Origin of the sequence: Saccharothrix coeruleofusca (genome assembly GCF_017876325.1) — a bacterium.
GTDB lineage: Bacteria > Actinomycetota > Actinomycetes > Mycobacteriales > Pseudonocardiaceae > Actinosynnema > Actinosynnema coeruleofuscum.
This window is the reverse complement of the sequence record NZ_JAGINV010000001.1, coordinates 3,879,033-3,895,020: the sequence shown is the minus strand read 5'-3', so window position 1 is coordinate 3,895,020 and position 15,988 is coordinate 3,879,033. Positions and strand designations below refer to the sequence as shown.

Genomic DNA, 15,988 nt, shown 5'->3' with positions numbered 1-15,988 from the left:
GCTGCTGGTCCGCGACGCCACCGCTGTCGAAGCGGGGCCGGTGGCCACCGTCCACCTGCCCCGGCGAGTCCCCACCGGCTTCCACGGCACCTGGACCCCGGCCACTCGTTGAGGTTTCCCAGCGGGAACGGGTCCGCCCGACGAGCGGCTCCGACCCGTGGTCGGCGGTGACGCCGCGCGGTGAGACCAGAAAGCGTCCACAGTGGACCGAACCGATCGCCGGGCCGCTGGCGAGACCGTGCGGATGCGGCAGATCCACCGCGCGAGCCACCGCGGTCCACCCGGTGGGTTCCACGCCGCCGCCCGCGGCCGGTGTCGACAAGGTGGCGGAACCGCGCACCGGATCGTCGTGGTCACCCGCGTGGACGAGGCTGTCGGCAGGCGCGAAGTTCAGCCAGCGCTCGGAGTTGTCGCTTCGCGCTCCGCGCGCTCGGCGTGAACGCGGGTGCTCCCGAACCGCTTGATCGCCATGCGGACACCTCCGCACTCCCTCGCGGTCCCTCCTGAGCCGGAGCGCCCGCCCGGTCCCGCACCACCCGGATCGAGACCCAGCCGAGGAAGGCCAGACCCAGCCACGCATAGCTGTTGCCTGCCAGGTGCTGCCACCACTCCCAAGCCAGTTCGCGGTCACCGGCCGTCGGCAGGAGCCAGTGCGGTCCCACCGCGAACACCGCGGCGACGATGATCCGGGCCCTGCCGTGCAGCAGGAGCAGTGCGGGCGCGATCCACACCCAGTGGTGCGACCAGGACACCGGTGAGACCAGCAGGCCGGCGGCTGCCACCGCGACGAGGGCGCTGAGGTCGTCGTGCAACCGGCGCACGACCAGGACGGTCACCGCCACGACCGCCGCCGCGGAAACCAGCCACGCCGACTGGGGCGCGCCGAGCCGGAACAGCAGGCCGTGCAACGACTGGTTGGCGCTGTAGGCGAGTCCGCCGACGCGCTGCGGGTCGAGCACCGCGTGGAACCAGAACTGCCGGGACTGCTCCGCGGCGAGCGCCCACCCGATCAGGCCGCAGGCGGTGAACGTCGTCACGGCGGTCATGGCGGGCCGCCACCGCCCGCGCGCCAGGAAGTACAGCACGAAGATCGCAGGCGTCAGCTTGATCGCGGCGGCGAGGCCGACGAGCGCTCCCCTGGGCCACGGGGTGCGGGGGAGCAGGCAGTCGAGCACGACGAGACCGATCAGGACCATGTTGACCTGGCCGAGGTCCAGTCCGCCCCGCAGTGGTTCGAGCAGCAGGCACACCGCGGCGAGGCCGAAACCGGTGCGGGCGCTCGGTGCGGGCACCACGCAGGCCGCGGTGAACAGCGCGATGCCCGCCGCGGTGAAGACCAGGGCGGCGATCGGCACCGGCACCGGGGCGAGGCCGCTGAACAGCATCGCCGCGAAGGGCGGGTAGGTGAACGGCAACCCGCCGGGGCCGTGGAAGGCCGAGGTGTAGAGGTCCGCGCCGGACCGCCACGCCTCGCCGCCGGCCAGGTAGACCCGCAGGTCGAGGACACCCGAACCGAGGCTGCGCGCACCGACCCAGACGAGCAGCCCGACCCCGACCACCGTCCAGACGCGCCGAGGGTCGACGCGGTGCGGCACCGCCGTCATCGTGCCGCCGTCCGGTGCCGGTACGCCGCCAGCACACCCGCCGCGAGCGCCGCCGCCACCACGGCTCCCGCGCTGTTGTTGAGGAAGTCCTGCGTCTCGCACAACCCGCGCCGGGTGAGCGGCTGCACGATTTCGATCGCGGCGCTCAGCGCGATCGCCGACCCCAGCACCGCCAGCGGCCTGCGCGTCGCCAGCACGGCGCAGAACACCAGCGGCACGAACAGCAGGCCGTTCAGCAGTTCTATCCCGCCGTTCACCGCGAAGCCGTTGAGCTGGCAGAACTGGTCCCGGCCCGCCCAGTCCGGCAGCGTGCGCGAGAACGTCGCGCCCAGCACGACACCGAGCCAGATCCCCGCCAGCACCGAGGGAACCGGTCGCCACCCGGTCCGCCGCGCCGCGAGCCGTCCGCCGAAGCCCAGCGCCACGCCGCCCACCACCACGCCACCGCCGATGAGCGGGTTCGAGAGCGAGTCGAACACCTGGAGCCACATCCACCACAGCTCGTTCAGCACAGGTCAAAACCCTTCGCCCACAACACAATTCGGTGCGGACGAAGCTATTGCTGGAAGGGCTGTCGCCGGATCGGCCGATGGGCCGGAAGATCATGGCCGTTCGGCCACCCGAGAAGCGCGGAGCAGGCCGGGTGGCCGTGGTCAGCCCGCCACCACGCGCGCGCGGAACGCCCACGTGACGATCTCGACGCGGTTGCGCGCGCCGACCTTGCCCTGCACCGATGCCAGGTGCGTCTTCACCGACGACAGCGAGATCCTCATCGCGGAGGCGATCTCGTTGTTGCTCAGCCCTCGCGCGACGTGGCGGACGACCTCCAGCTCCCGAGGGGTCAGCACGTCCGCGTCGCTGGTCGGGACCGGCGACGCGGACCGCCGCAGCACCCGCGACACGACCTGCGGGGACACCAGGGCCTCACCCCGCGCCGCCGACCTGACCGCCTCGACCAGCAGGCCGGGACTCGCGTCCTTGGTGAGGAATCCGCACGCGCCCAGGTCCAGCGCCCTCTGCAGCACCTCGTCGCTGTCGAACGTGGTCACCACCACGACGCGGGTGTGCGGCGCGAGCTGCCGGGTGACCTCAAGGCCGTCCAACCCCGGCATCCGCACGTCGACCAGGCAGACCTGCGGCAGCAACTCGCGAGCGCGCTGCACCGCGCTGACCCCGTCCGCGACGTCGGCGACCACCTCCACGTCGGGCTGCGCCTCCAGGATGAGGCGGAAACCCGCGCGGACCATGGCCTGGTCCTCGGCGATGAGCACGGAGATCACGCGCGCGCCTCCAGCGGCAGCTCGGCCGTGACCAGCCAGCCGTCCCCCGTGGCTCCGGCGAAGAACCGCCCACCCAGCTCGTGCACCCGTTCCTCCATGCCGATCAGCCCGAACCCGCCCGAGTGCGCGGACCTGCTCGTCCCGTTGTCGACGACGGACAGCAGCACCGCCGACGCGGTGAGCCGCACGTCCACCTCCACGCTCGTCGCGTCCGGGGCGTGCTTGCGCGTGTTGGTCAACGCCTCCTGCACGATGCGCAACACCGACCGTCCCAGCTCGGGCCGCACCACCTCGGTCAGCTCGATGTTGGTCCGCACCGGCAGCTCCGACCGCTCGGCGAGCCGGTGCAGGTCGGCGGTGAGGTCGCCGGTCGCGGCGGAGACACCGCTGTCCCGCAGGGTCCTGACCATCGCGCGCATGGCTCCCATCGCGTCGGTGCCGCCGTCGATGATGCCCGGCAACATCTCGCACGCGCCCGCCTTGTCGTGCTCGGCCACCAACAGCGCCGCCTGCGCCCGCACCAGCATTCCCGACACGTGGTGCGCCACCACGTCGTGAAGCTCCCTGGCCATGTCGAGCCGTTCCTCGTGCCGGGCCCGATCCACCGCCGCGGCGGCGAGCAACACCCGAGACCGTTCCCGCGTCCGCAGCAGCACCCCGATGAGGACCGCGACCACGCCCAGCGCCAGGACCAAGCCGGCCGCTTCCGCGCGCGAGACCAGTTCATACCACCGGATCCAGGCCGCGTGCGCGCCGACGAGCACCACGGCGGCAACGGACGGCGATGCCACGGCTACCGGAGCTGTCCACGCCAGCGCCACCAGCAGCGCTGTCCCCGCGAGCAGCTCGGCCGCGGTCAGCACGGGGTGTTCGAACAGGCTGGCGCCGACGCCGGGCCCGTCCAGCAGCACCGCCCGGCTGAAGCCGCTGAGCAGTCCGGTCCTCAGGAAGACACCGGTGCACATCACGACCGTCGCGACGAGCAGCGTTGGCGTTCGTGCCCACCAGGGGCCGCGAGGTTCCTCCACGACGGGATCGTACGCACTGGGAGAACGGCGTGCCTCGGCCTTCCGGCCGAGGCGACTGGCCATCTGGTCAGACGATCGGGACGTCTCCGTGCTGGACGGCGCCGTGGTGCTGGTACAACTCTCCCGGCGTCCGCGGTCGCGGCGTACTGGGAATGTCGTTCGACGGGGATCGCTCGGCCGCGCGCTGCCGTCACGGCCCGCGGGACCGCCTGCCGACCTTGACGACGAGGAACGACATGGTCTTGAGGCTGCCGCTCCACCCGGCCAGGACCGCGAAAGCGCTCTCACCGATGCGCCTGGCGAGCAAACAGTCGGGAAGCTGTGGGACGAGCTGGTCGCCCGCGCCCCGCCGCACCGGATGGGACACGCCCAGGCGTTGCAGTACTGGTGCAAGAAGTGGTTGGAGTCGCACGAGTTGATGTGCGACTTCGCCACCCGCACGGCGACGGCGTCCCCGTCGCTGGCGGCACTGGCGCTGCGGGCGGCGCACGAGATGGGAACCGACGAGCCCGAAGCGTTCCGCTCGCCGATGGTGCTGGACGCACTGGACGCGCTGCTGCCGTGGCTGGCGAGCGTGGGCGCCGACACGCGGTGGCTGCGCGGCGACCGGGGCTGGGCGATTCTCGCGCTGACGGCGAACGAGCGCTACGCCGAGGTGATCGACCACTTCCGCGTCCTCGGCCACCACGCGGACGGAGCCCCGTGGTCGATGGCCCCCAATCCCGCCAAGCTGTTCCCGCAGACCCGGATCGAGGCGTGCAAGGCGCTGCCCACGCCCTGAGCTCCTGGGATCGGACGATGACCGCAGCGGCGGCGCGCCCGTGAATCCCGGTGACCTCGTGCACGCCCGCGCCGAGTTCTCGGCCGCTGCCTCCCGGTGGTCGCCTTCAACCGCGCCCGCGTCATCCTGGCGCGGGTCGGCGTCGACAGGCCGACTCAGGGCAATGACGGGAAGAGCTCTTCCCACGACTTCAACGGTTCGGGCAGTTGCTCACCATGTGCCAGGTGGGCCAGGCGCAGACCCGGCCGCAGGAACTCCTTGGCGATGCGCAGAACCAGGATTTCCGGTCGTTCCAGCGTCGTCCAGTGCTCGGCTCGCGCTCGGGCCCGCTCGACCGGCATCGGCAGCTCCCGGATCAGGAGTTCGGTCATCCGGTGCGGGTCGAGCAGCTCGATGTCGGGGTTGGCGGGCACCTGCCACAGCAGGTCGGAGGACAGGTGCAGGGCTCGGTACGTCTTCTCCCGGTGGTCGAAGTCGCCTGCTGCGATCGCCGTTTCCACGGCATAGGCGTATGCCCGTGTGACGAGCGGCCAGTCACCTCCGGACAGTTCGACGGCGTCGCGCAGGATATGGGCGGTCAGCAGTTGCACCACGGCCAGCCACTGCTGCGCTTCCAGTTCGGACCGAGCCGGAGACCCGGTGGCGAGACGTGCCGCGAGGGACCGCAGATCCAGCCCGACCAGCTCGTGGAAGGCCGCCATCAGGATTTCACTCCCCGCTGTGGTGGGTGGTCCCGCCTCGAAGTGCTCGATGAGAGCCGGGCGCGCGGTCGGGCGTTCACGGCCGCTGCCCCAGAGTCGCCATCACCCGGCCCATCAGGCCCGGCACGTCGGCGTCGCGGGCATCGTCGAGCAGCCACTGACCCAGCTGCACCGAGGCGTCCACGACCACGCGCACGCGCGGGTAGCGGCGGTCCCGATAGGTGGTGAGCAGGGCGTCGTCCCAGGTGTCGTGGGTGGTCAGCAGCTCGGCCAGGACGGAGGCGTCCTCCAGCGACATGGCCGCGCCCTGGGCCAGGGTGGGCGGGCAGGCGTGGGCGGCGTCGCCGACCAGCACCACGCGGCCCCGGTGCCACGGCCCCTCTACCAGCAGCCGGTCGAACCACGTGTAGTTGACCACCGCCGGGTCGGTCAGCGCGCCCCGGATCTCCGGCCACGGCCCGCCGTAGCCCCGCGCCAGGCGCAGCATCTCGTCGGCGTAGGTGGAGGGGGCGATGTCGCCGCGGTCGCGGTTGCGCTCGACCAGGTAGGCGTAAGCGGTTTCCGGTCCGGTCGGGCAGCACCCGGCGATGAAGCACGGCCCGCCGTAGATCATCTGGGTGTGCTCCAGACCCCTGGGGCGCGGTACCGGGGCCCGCCAGATGGCCATGCCCGTCGGCGCGGGCACGTCCGTGATCCCGATCAGGCGGCGGGTGGCCGAGTTGAGGCCGTCCGCGCCGACCACCAGGTCGTAGCGGCCGGTCGTGCCGTCGGAGAACGCGGCGTCCCCGCTGTCGCTGTCCAGCGCGGTGACCGTGACGCCCAGCCGGACCGACGCGCCCGAGGCGCGCACGGCGTCGATGAGCAGCTGCTGCAGCTGCGGGCGCCGCATCCCGGTGGTGGCGGGCAGGTCGTCGCCGCCGAGGCGGGCGCCCGGCTGGGCGGTGAGCACCTCACCGGTCGGGGCGAGCAGGCTCATCCCGTCGAACGGGAATCCCTCGCGCAGCACCGCGTCGAGCACGCCGACCTCGCGCAGCACCCGCAGGGCGTTGCCCTGCAAGGTGATGCCCGAGCCCGCGGTGGCGTTCCAGCTCGGTTCGGCCTCCACGAGGTCCACCGCGTGCCCGGCGCGGCGCAGCAGGACGGTCAGGGCGTTGCCTGCGGTGCCACCGCCGACGACGAGGACGGTGCGGGTCATGTCGATTCCTTGGTGGTTGCCAGTGGAATGCCGTTGCGGCGGACATCGACGGCGGCGGAAAACGCCGTAACTGAACCGATCGATTCCGAACGGCGTTTCAGAGTAGCCAGGCTCGTTCGGATCGTCAACGCGGTCCCGGTCGAGAATGCCGCCCTCGCGGATCTGTCGCACCGCGGACGGGGCGGTATCCCCAGGAGTCGGGAGGAGCGGACGGTTCGCGGTGCCCGTAGTGCGGCACCGCTCCAGCGCGCGTGGTGTCCGGGACGAAGAAGTCGCGGACGGAAGCGGCCGTTCCGGGAACGGCACGTCGAGGTGGCGGTGGTCGCCGCCCGTCGCTTTTCGCTCCTGCCGCGATCGTCGGGTTCGCGCCTGATTGACGTTTTCGTGGTAATTCGGCTTCGGTGAGCTCGTGCGATACCGCCGGTGATCCCGCCGCGCGGAATTCCGGCAGCTCGGCACCACCTTCGGCGAGTCGGCCGTAGCGGACGGTGCGCGGAGGTGGGCTTTCCGCTCACTCAGCAGTACTGCCGCACCGGTGAGACGACCCCCTGGTCTTCGCCGCACCGGCGCGTTGACAGCCGACGTGCGCCTGTCTAGCTTCATGCTACTGAGCGATACGACGTACCGCATTGTGGCACAAGGAGTGGTTGTGGTGAGGGTGAGCGGGGCGGTCGACCGTGAGGTGCGGCGCTCGGGGGAGACCACCATCCGGTACGCGGTCAGCGGCCCCGAGACGGGGCCGACGGTGGTCCTCGTGCACGGCTGGGCGTGTGATCGGAGGGACTACGACGAGGTGGCCGAGCACCTGTCGGGGGAGTTCCGCGTGATCGCGGTCGATCTCGCCGAGCACGGGGAGTCGCGCTCGACGCGGGAGGTCTGGACGATCGGGGAGTTCGCTCGCGACGTGGCGGCGGTGCTCGACGCCGAAGCGGTGGAGGAGTGCGTCGTCGTCGGGCATTCGCTCGGTGGCGCTGTCACCGTGGAGATCGGCCGGTTGCGTCCCGACGTCGTCACGCACATCGTCGCGCTGGATGCCCTGCACTACCTGTTCCTGTTCGAGGCTGCGGACGAGGAGCGGGCGGAGGGTTTGCTGCGGTCGGTGCGTGAGGACTTCGCCGGGCTGGTGCGGAGCATGGTCGAGGCGGGTTCGCCCGCGGGCACCGACGAAGCGGTGAAGGACGCGTACTTCGAGAAGATGGTGTCGGTGCGCCAGCCCGCGGGCGTGCGCGCGTTCGAAGGGCTCGTCGCGTGGGACATGGACGAAGCGCTGAACGAGGTCGAGCAGCCGATCACGGTGTTCGGCGTGCGCTCGCTGGTGACGCGGGAGGCCCTCGACCGCCTCGGCGACCGGGTCGAGTTCGTGCTGGTCGACCTCGGCAGCCACCACTTCCACGTGGAGTCGCCGAAGGCGACGGCCGAGCTCATCGCGGGTGTGGTGGGCGCGTAAGGGGCGGACGCGGTCAGGTGGCGGAGATCAGGTCGCTGATCTCCTGCGCCGCCGCGACGACCAGTCGCGCGAAGGACTTCTCCCGTTCGCGGTCGTAGCGCATCACCGGTATCGCCAGTGTCACCGCCGCGATGGGCCGTCCGGTCGCGTTGGTGATCGCGGCGCCGATCGAGGCGACGTGGGGGCGGAACCACGACGACATGTCCAGGGCGTAGCCGCGCTCGGTGGTCCGGGCGATCTCCTGCAGCATCTGGTCAGGGGGCAGCAGGGGTGTGTCGGCGAACGACGTCAGGTCCGAGCGCAGCAGGTCGGCGACCTCCTCGGCGGCCAGCCGCGCCATGATCGACACGCCTCCGGTGCTCGCCACGAGCGGCACGCGCGTGCCGATGTCCATGAAGACCCGGACGACCTGGCTGCTCTCCTCCTGCGCGATGATCACGTACTCGGCCTGGTCGCGCAGGCCCAGCAGCACGGTTTCGCCCGTCTCGGCGGCGAGGCGCTTGATCACCGGAGCCGCGGCCTCGCGCAGGTCCTTCTCCCCGGCACCGCGCAACCCCAGCATGAGCGCCTTCATCGTCATGCCCCACCGCGCGTGCTCGGGGTCCACGACCCTGAGCCAGCCCGCCTGCTGCAGCGTGACCAGGCACCGCTGGACGGAGCTCTTCGGGATGCCGGTCGCCCGCGACAGCTCCGAAACGCCGATCGGTTGACGCGCGGCCACTTCCTCGAACACGCGAAGGGTGCTGAGCACGCTGTTCATCGAACGGATGCCGCTGCTCTGCCTGTTCTTGCCTGCCGCGTCGCCTGCTTGGTCCTCGGTGCCCATCGCGGCGAAACGTAACACTCCGACGCACAGCTGTGCCTCACGCCGGCACAACGGTCCTTCGCAACACCTCAACCTTGGACTACTTCTGGGCTTGGTGGGCGCCGTGGAGGAAATCCTCTCGCGGGGCTGACGAAGTGCCAGGGGGGCCGTCCCCGCCCCTGCGTGCGGTCCACCCCGATGCGGTGGTGACGACGATTCGGGTAGCTCCGCAGGCGGCACCGACCACGCATCGGGTGACGGTCAGTCGGCCGTAGGCCGCTGTCCCCCATGAGGGCTACAAGAAGTGTCCATATCAAGGGGATTTTCGGCGCCGCGGCCTCCCATAGGTTCGCTGACAACGGCGTCAGCTCGTCGTGGCACACCGAGAAACTGGAGAACAAGGGCGTTGAAGGCAATGCAACGGTCAGTGAAAGCCGGTATCCCCCGGAGGTTCACCGCAGTGGTGATCGCGGTGGGGTTCACCGTCGCGACGGCGGCCTGTGGTGCCGCCCCGGAGGAAGACGCGACGAACGGGGACGCACCACCGGTCGTCGCCGAAGCGGCCGCCACGGCCGCCACGTCGCGCATCACCTGGGGCAAGTGCCCGGCGTTGGCCGAGGGCGCCAGTCGCGACCCCCGGCTCACCTGCGGAACGGTGAAGGTTCCGCTCGACTACCGCGACCCCGGTGGCGAGAAGATCGAGGTGGCCGTCTCGAAGCTGCCCGCGGCGAAGTCCCGTGACCGCCGCGGTGTCCTGCTGCTGAACCCCGGCGGCCCGGCGTTGGCAGGCCTGGACACACCGGGTGTCGTGGCGCCGACCCTGCCGCCGTCGGTGCTGGCGGCCTACGACCTGGTCGGCTTCGACCCGCGTGGGGTCGGGCACAGCACCCCGCAGAGCTGCGGCCTCGACGACCCGTCCCTGGTCGGACTCTTCCCGTACCCGGCTGCGGACGGCTCGATCACCGCGAACGTCGACCACGCCCGCGCCGACGCCGAACGGTGCGCGGCGAACGCGGGCGAGAAGCTCCGGTACTTCACCACCGCCAACACGGCCCGCGACATGGACCGCATCCGCACGGCGCTCGGCGAGAAGAAGATCTCCTACTGGGGCCAGTCCTACGGCACGTACCTCGGCACCGTCTACGAATCGCTGTTCCCGGAGCACGCCGACCGGGTGGTCCTCGAGGGCAACGTCGACCCCGCGAAGGTCTGGGCCCACGCGACGGACAACTGGGGCAAGGCCATGTCGGAACGCTTCCCCGACGCGGCGAAGGTCGCCGCGGCGCAGCACGCCACGCTCGGACTGGGCAGCACCGTCGACGAGGTGACCCGGAAGTACCTCGCACTCGCCGACCGCCTCGACCGCACCCCCGCGCCCGTCCCCGGCACCCCACTGGCCCTGACGGGGCCGATGCTGCGCACCGTCACCTACAGCCTCCTGCTGCACAACGAGAGCCTCCCGGTGCTCGCGCGGTTCTGGAAGGCCGCCGCCGGGCTGGCCGACGGCACGCTCAGCGAGGCGGACGGCCAGGTGCTGCAGCAGGTCTTCGCCGCGCCGCCGCCGACCCCCGGCGTGCCCGCCGACAACCAGGCCACCATGTTCCTGGCACTGACCTGTGGTGACGCGCAGTGGCCCGGCAACGTCGACGAGTACGCCCGCCGCACCGCCGAGGACCGCGCGGCCTGGCCGCTGACCGCGGGGATGCCCGCCAACATCTGGGCGTGCGCGTTCTGGCCGGAGCCGGTCGAAGAGCCCGTCCGCGTGACGGGCCGGGGACCGCGCAACACGCTGATCCTGCAGAACCGCAGGGACAACGCCACACCGTGGGAGGACGGCATCGGGCTGTACGAGGCCCTCGGCAAGCGCGCGGCTTTCGTCGGCGCGGACAACGGCGGGCACTACGTCTACAACCAGGGCTCCACGTGCGTGGACGAGGCGACGGTGACGTTCCTGACCACCGGCAGGCTGCCGGACAAGGAGGTCGAGTGCGCCGACATCGCCCCGCGATGACCGTGGTCGCGGTGCCGGTGCGGTCGGCCGAACAGCGGTTCCGCGCCGATTCCGCGGCTGGTTGCATCGGGGCCCGGCGGTGGGAGGTCTGCGTGGTGGTTTCACGGCGGAACGTGCTGCGGTGGGCGGGCGCTGCGGTGGTCGGGGGCGACGCGGTCGTCGGGACGCGACCCGAGCGGTGGGCGCGGTTGCGGGATCGGTTGTCCGGTGAGCTGCTGCTGCCAGGCGAGGTCGGCTACGACACCGCGCGGCTGCCGTTCAACTCCCTGTTCGACCACCACCGGCCCGCGGCGATCGCCCGGTGCGCGCGGCCGCAGGACGTGCGGCTCTGCCTGGACGAGGCGCGCGAGTCCGGTGTCCGGGTGGCGGCTCGTGGCGGCGGGCACAGCTACGCCGCCTACTCCACCCCGCACGAGGGGCTGGTGGTCGACCTGGCGCCGATGGCGGCCGTCGAGGTGCGGTCGGACGGCACCGCGGTGGTCGGCGCGGGCGCCCGGCTGCGCGAGGTCTACGCGGCGCTGACCGCCGCCGGTCGCTGCCTGCCGCTGGGCAACTGCCCGTCGGTCGGCATCGCGGGGTTCACCCTGGGCGGCGGCCTCGGGTGGGTGGACCGCACCTTCGGCCTGGCGTGCGACTGGCTGCGTTCGGCCAGGGTCGTCACCGTGGACGGCAGGCTGCTGACCGCGTCGGCCGAGTGCGAACCGGACCTGTTCTGGGCGCTGCGCGGCGGTGGCGGCGGCAACTTCGGCGTGGTGACCTCGTTCGAGTTCGCCACCGTCCCCGTGCCGGAGGTGCTGACCGTGTTCCGCCTGCGGTTCCCCGCCGGTTCGGCGGCGGACGTGCTCGGCGCGTGGCAGCCGTGGAGCGTCGCGGTCCCCGACGAGGTGTCCAGCGTCTGCGTGGCCGCGCCGGACGGTTCGGTGGACGTCACCGGGTGCGCGGTCGGCCCGGAGGGTGTGCTGCTCGGCGAGCTCGCGCGGCTGCGCGCCGCGATCGGGGTCGACGCGCCGCTGGAGCACGCCGAGGTCGACTACCCGACCGCGACCGGCATCATGACCGGCGGCCATCCGACGCGCAACGCCTTCCGGGCGTCCTCGCGCATCGCCGACCGCATGTGGGACGACCCGACGGCCGTGGTGGAGACGTTGCGGGGCAGGGAGAGCGCCCTGCTCATCATCGGCGCGCTGGGCGGTGCGATCGACCGGAGGGGCGCGACCGACACGGCCTACCCGCACCGCGGCGCGCCCACGTCCGTCGAGGTGTTCGGCACCGTCGGCGACCTGCGGCCCGAGCGGGTCACCCGTGAGGTGGACCAGGTGCAGACCGCGTTGGCCCGCCTGATCGGCACCGGTACCTACATCAACTACCTGGACCCCCGGCAGGAGGACTGGGCCAGGACCGCGTACCGGCACAACCTGCCGCGGCTGCGCGCGATCGCGCGGCGGTACGACCCCGACGGCGTGCTGCGGTTCCCGCAGTCCCTGCGCTGATTCCCACTGCTCAGAGCGGCGACAACCCGTGCGCACACTCAATCCCGATTGTCAACCTGTGGCGACAAGTCGTTTTCGGTTCAATAAGCGCGGGGCATTGGGTTCAGGCGGGATCGTTTCCCTTTCGTGCAGGCATCCGTGCGAACTCTTGCGCGATCGGCTTCCGTCTCAGATGATCCAATCGGAGGAAGTCTCGGGTTCTGGTGGAGCGCGGTGAAGGAGCTGGACGTCCATTCTGGGCCGGGGTGAGGGACTGATCGGGAGCGACCGTTCCCTGCCGGAGGCCGGTGTCGTCCGGGATGTCGTGCTGCGCTGTTCCACCGCCCCATTCGGGCATTCGCGGTTCCGCGAGCGGTGGGTGACGTACCGGGGTCCGTCCGCCGCGGCCGCATGGAAGACCTGTGAAGGGTGTGACGGCGTGGCCTGCGTGCGGAAAGGTGTCGACTTCTGATGGGTGGCGCGCCTTCTCAGGCGGAGTCGGAGCTGCGGATCAACGTGCTGGGGTCGCTGGAGTGCTGGGCCGGTACGCGCCGCATCCACCTCGGCGGGGCCGTCCAGACGCGGGTGATGGCCGCGCTCCTGCTCGAGTCCGGTCAGGTGCTCAGCATTTCCCAGCTGGTCGACTCGGTGTGGGACGAGGACCCGCCCGCCACCGCGACGCACCAGGTGCGCAAGGCGGTGGCCCGCCTGCGCCAGCTCATCCCCGCCGGTGACGAGATCATCCTCACCGAGAGCCCCGGCTACCGCGCCGTCCTGCCCGCGGAGCAGGTGGACGTCAACATCTTCCTGGACCTGCTGGACAAGGCCAAGAAGGCATCCGAGGCCCGGAGGTGGGACGAGGCCGCGACACACCTGGAGGGCGCGCTCGCGCTGCGGCGCGGATCCGTGCTCGCGGGCGCCGGTGGTCCGGTGATCCGGGCCGCGGACGTCGCGCTGCAGGAGCGGTACCTGGACGCGGTGGAGCAGCTGAACGAGCTGCGCCTGTCGCGCGGGGAGTCCTGGAAGCTGGTCAGCGAGCTGCGCGAGCGCGTCGTGGCCCACCCGCTGCGGGAGAAGCTGCGGGGGCAGCTGATGCTCGCCCTGTACCGCTCGGGGCGGCAGGCGGAGGCCCTGGAGGAGTACCGGAAGGTCCACGAGCTGCTGGCCGAGGAGCTGGGCATCAGTCCCGGCGGTGAGCTGTCGGACCTGTACCAGCGCATGCTGCGCACCGACCCCGCGCTCGAACCGCCCGTCGCCGGGGAACCGGTGGTGGTCGCGACCGCCGAGCCCGAGCCGGTCGCGGAGCCGACTGCCGCGGCGGTCGCCCGCACGCTGCCCTACGACCTCCCTGACTTCATCGGCCGCGAGTCGGAGCTGCGGGAACTGCTGAGCTACCTGGACGAGCCCGCCGGTCGGGGCCCGCGGATCGTCGCGATCGACGGGATGGGGGGCGTGGGGAAGACGTCGCTGGCCGTGCGCGTGGCGCACCTGGTCGCCGACCGCTACCCGGACGGGCAGCTGTACCTCAACCTGCGCGGCTACACCGCCGGGGCGCAGCCGCTCCCGCCCGGTGACGCCGTGGAGACGCTGCTGGGCATGCTCGGCGTGGGCGCCGACCAGATGTCGGACGACGTCGAGGCGCGGTCGATGCTCTGGCGGGCGACGACGGCGCAGAGCAGGCTGCTCGTCCTGCTGGACAACGCCTACGACGTCGCCCAGGTGTGGCCGCTGCTGCCGCTCGGCCCCGAATCGCTCGTGCTGGTCACCAGCCGGACACGGCTGATCGACCTCGACGGTGCGCACTGGATGTCGCTGGGCACGATGACCAGGGAGGACAGTGCGGCGATGGCCGCCAAGCTGCTGGGTGGCAGGCGCACCGCGGCCGAGCCCGAGGCGGTGGCCGAGCTGGTCGACCTGTGCGGTCACCTCCCGCTGGCGATGCGGATCGCCTTGAGCAGGCTCAGCAACCGTCCGCGCTGGCCGATCGGCTACCTGGTCGACCGCATGAGTGACGAGTCGCGGCGCCTGGACGAGCTCAAGTCCGGGGAGCGCGGCGTCGAACTGACGCTGCGGATCTCCTACGAGGGACTCGCGCCGCGGCTGCGCTGGGCGTTCCGCGTGCTCGGCGCCCATCCGGGCCGTGACATCGACGTCAACTCGGCGGCGGCGTTGCTGGGCATGTCACCGGAGGCCGCGGAGGGCGTGCTGGAGGTGCTCCTGGACGCGCACATGCTCCAGCAGCACGAGATCGGCTACTACACGTTCCACGACCTGGTGCGCAGCTTCGTCAACCAGTTCGACCTGACCGGCGACGACGACGGCGCCGCCGACGCCTTCAAGCGGTTGCTCGACTACTTCGTCCACGCCACCGACCACGTCTGCGACCAGCTGTTCCCCGGTCGCGTGCGGTTGTCGCCCGAACCGACCGACAGCACACCCGCCCTGCCCGCGCTGTCGACCCGCGAAGCGGCGCGGCAGTGGCTCGACCGCGAGCAGACCACCTTGCGGGAGGCGGTCGTGCTCGCGCACGCGCGCGGGTTGGACCGGCACGTGGCCCGGCTCGCCCGCAACGTCGTCTTCCCCCTGGACGCCGATGGCCTGTACACCGAGTTCGTCGAGGTGACGCGGATCGCGGTGGTCTCGTCACGACGCCTCGGCGACCCGGAGCTGCTGCGCCTGAGCCTGTCGAACGCCGCGGTGGCCCACTGGAAGCTCGGCAGGCTCGGCGACGGGATCGCGGCGGCGTCGGAGGCGCTGGACCTCGCGGTGGAGCTGGACGACCAGCGCGGGGTGGCCAAGGACACCGGCATGCTCGGCCTGCTGATGTGCACCTCCGGCCGGTTCGGCGACGCCCTGTCGCTGCTCCAGGAGTCCATCCGGATGAAGCGGGAGCTCGGCGCGGCCCGGACCGAGGCGGAGTCCCTGGCCAACCTCAGCTCGCTCTACGAGCAGTGGGGCCGCTACACCGAGGCGGCCGAGGCGGCCGAAGCGGCCGTGGTCATCAACCGCGAGCTGGGGGCCTCGGAGAACGAGATCGTGGCCCTCGTCGATCTGGCGCTGGCCCTGCTCGGCATGGGCGCCCTGGAGCAGGCCGACGAGCACCTGCGGCGGGTCCGCGAACTCGGCCATGACGTCGGCGCGCCCGGTGACGTCGCGCTCGGCTACGCCCTGTCGGCGCTGGTCGCCCACCGGATGGGCCGACCGGGGGAGGCCCGGAGGTTCGTCGAGTTCGGGCTGCAGTACCACAAGGCGCGCTGGACCCCGATCCGGCGCGTCGTCATCGGCAACATGATCGGCCGCCTGCGCCGGGCCGAGGGGGACCACGCCGAGGCGCTCGTGCTGCACGAGCGGGCGCACGCGCTGGCGGCCGACATCGGCTACCGGATCGAACAAGCCCGTGCGCTGGTCGGGTTGGCCGAGGCCAGTGCCGCGCTGGGCGAGGTGGAGCAGGCCAGGCGCCACCGCGAGCGGGCCGACGAGATCTTCCGGGACCTCGGCGTGCCGTCCGCGGCGCGCACCTGACCGGCGCGCTGCGAAGGGAACGAATCGGTAACCGGTGCGGCCAGGGTGGAGCGGCGCACGTGTCACCCATCGTCGTGGCCGCGGTACGACTTCGGCGGATCGCAGGTCACCGAACCGCGAGGAGTCACTATGAGTCGGCGACACC

13 protein-coding genes are annotated in these 15,988 nt (G+C 71.8%); 6 read left to right on the top strand and 7 right to left on the bottom strand.

Going from position 1 to position 15,988, the window contains the following annotated elements:
- Position 1 precedes the first annotated feature (1 nt).
- Positions 2 to 112, top strand: a complete 111-nt coding sequence (locus tag JOF41_RS37115; protein WP_372448526.1) for a carotenoid oxygenase family protein — start codon at positions 2 to 4, stop codon at positions 110 to 112.
- A 241-nt stretch (positions 113 to 353) separates the two neighbouring features.
- On the opposite strand, the gene JOF41_RS17410 is transcribed toward JOF41_RS37115, so the two are convergent.
- From JOF41_RS17410 to JOF41_RS38300, 4 genes are all read right to left on the bottom strand, one after another.
- Positions 354 to 1,595: a glycosyltransferase 87 family protein gene (locus JOF41_RS17410; RefSeq protein WP_209620310.1), complete on the bottom strand. Its 1,242-nt coding sequence runs from the start codon at positions 1,593 to 1,595 to the stop codon at positions 354 to 356.
- Positions 1,596 to 1,600: 5 nt separating this feature from the next.
- On the bottom strand, positions 1,601 to 2,116 hold the full coding sequence (locus JOF41_RS17405; RefSeq protein ID WP_189227086.1) for a VanZ family protein: 516 nt from the start codon (positions 2,114 to 2,116) through the stop codon (positions 1,601 to 1,603).
- A 141-nt stretch (positions 2,117 to 2,257) separates the two neighbouring features.
- The gene (locus JOF41_RS17400) at positions 2,258 to 2,884 is read right to left on the bottom strand and encodes a response regulator transcription factor (protein WP_189227087.1); all 627 of its coding nucleotides are present in this window, start codon (positions 2,882 to 2,884) and stop codon (positions 2,258 to 2,260) included.
- Entirely contained in the window at positions 2,881 to 3,912 is a 1,032-nt protein-coding gene (locus JOF41_RS38300) for a sensor histidine kinase (protein WP_209620307.1), read from the bottom strand. Before JOF41_RS38300 ends, JOF41_RS17400 begins: the two co-directional genes overlap by 4 nt.
- A 358-nt stretch (positions 3,913 to 4,270) precedes the next feature.
- On the opposite strand from JOF41_RS38300, the gene JOF41_RS17390 reads away from it, so the two are divergent.
- Complete coding sequence (locus JOF41_RS17390; protein WP_189227089.1) at positions 4,271 to 4,693, top strand: hypothetical protein; 423 nt, start codon at positions 4,271 to 4,273, stop codon at positions 4,691 to 4,693.
- A 155-nt stretch (positions 4,694 to 4,848) separates the two neighbouring features.
- Here the strand turns inward: JOF41_RS17390 and JOF41_RS17385 are convergent, their stop codons facing one another.
- Both JOF41_RS17385 and JOF41_RS17380 read right to left on the bottom strand, forming a co-directional pair.
- Entirely contained in the window at positions 4,849 to 5,394 is a 546-nt protein-coding gene (locus JOF41_RS17385) for a hypothetical protein (RefSeq protein WP_189227090.1), read from the bottom strand.
- 76 nt (positions 5,395 to 5,470) lie between these two features.
- Positions 5,471 to 6,589 (bottom strand): FAD-dependent monooxygenase, encoded by a 1,119-nt coding sequence (locus tag JOF41_RS17380; protein ID WP_209620304.1) that lies wholly within the window; start codon positions 6,587 to 6,589, stop codon positions 5,471 to 5,473.
- A 652-nt stretch (positions 6,590 to 7,241) separates the two neighbouring features.
- On the opposite strand from JOF41_RS17380, the gene JOF41_RS17375 reads away from it, so the two are divergent.
- Complete coding sequence (locus tag JOF41_RS17375; RefSeq protein ID WP_307867445.1) at positions 7,242 to 8,036, top strand: alpha/beta fold hydrolase; 795 nt, start codon at positions 7,242 to 7,244, stop codon at positions 8,034 to 8,036.
- A gap of 13 nt (positions 8,037 to 8,049) precedes the next feature.
- Here the strand turns inward: JOF41_RS17375 and JOF41_RS17370 are convergent, their stop codons facing one another.
- Entirely contained in the window at positions 8,050 to 8,862 is an 813-nt protein-coding gene (locus tag JOF41_RS17370; RefSeq protein ID WP_189227091.1) for an IclR family transcriptional regulator, read from the bottom strand.
- Between the two features lie 451 nt (positions 8,863 to 9,313).
- On the opposite strand from JOF41_RS17370, the gene JOF41_RS17365 reads away from it, so the two are divergent.
- The 3 genes from JOF41_RS17365 to JOF41_RS17355 all read left to right on the top strand — a co-directional run bounded on the left by JOF41_RS17365 (position 9,314) and on the right by JOF41_RS17355 (position 15,843).
- The gene (locus JOF41_RS17365) at positions 9,314 to 10,852 is read left to right on the top strand and encodes an alpha/beta hydrolase (RefSeq protein WP_307867444.1); all 1,539 of its coding nucleotides are present in this window, start codon (positions 9,314 to 9,316) and stop codon (positions 10,850 to 10,852) included.
- Positions 10,828 to 12,342 carry an FAD-binding oxidoreductase gene (locus tag JOF41_RS17360; RefSeq protein WP_209620301.1) on the top strand — a complete coding sequence of 505 codons (1,515 nt, stop codon included), beginning with the start codon at positions 10,828 to 10,830 and terminating at the stop codon, positions 12,340 to 12,342. The genes JOF41_RS17365 and JOF41_RS17360 overlap by 25 nt, the downstream gene beginning before the upstream one ends.
- A 450-nt stretch (positions 12,343 to 12,792) precedes the next feature.
- Entirely contained in the window at positions 12,793 to 15,843 is a 3,051-nt protein-coding gene (locus JOF41_RS17355) for an AfsR/SARP family transcriptional regulator (RefSeq protein WP_209620299.1), read from the top strand.
- Positions 15,844 to 15,988 lie beyond the last annotated feature (145 nt).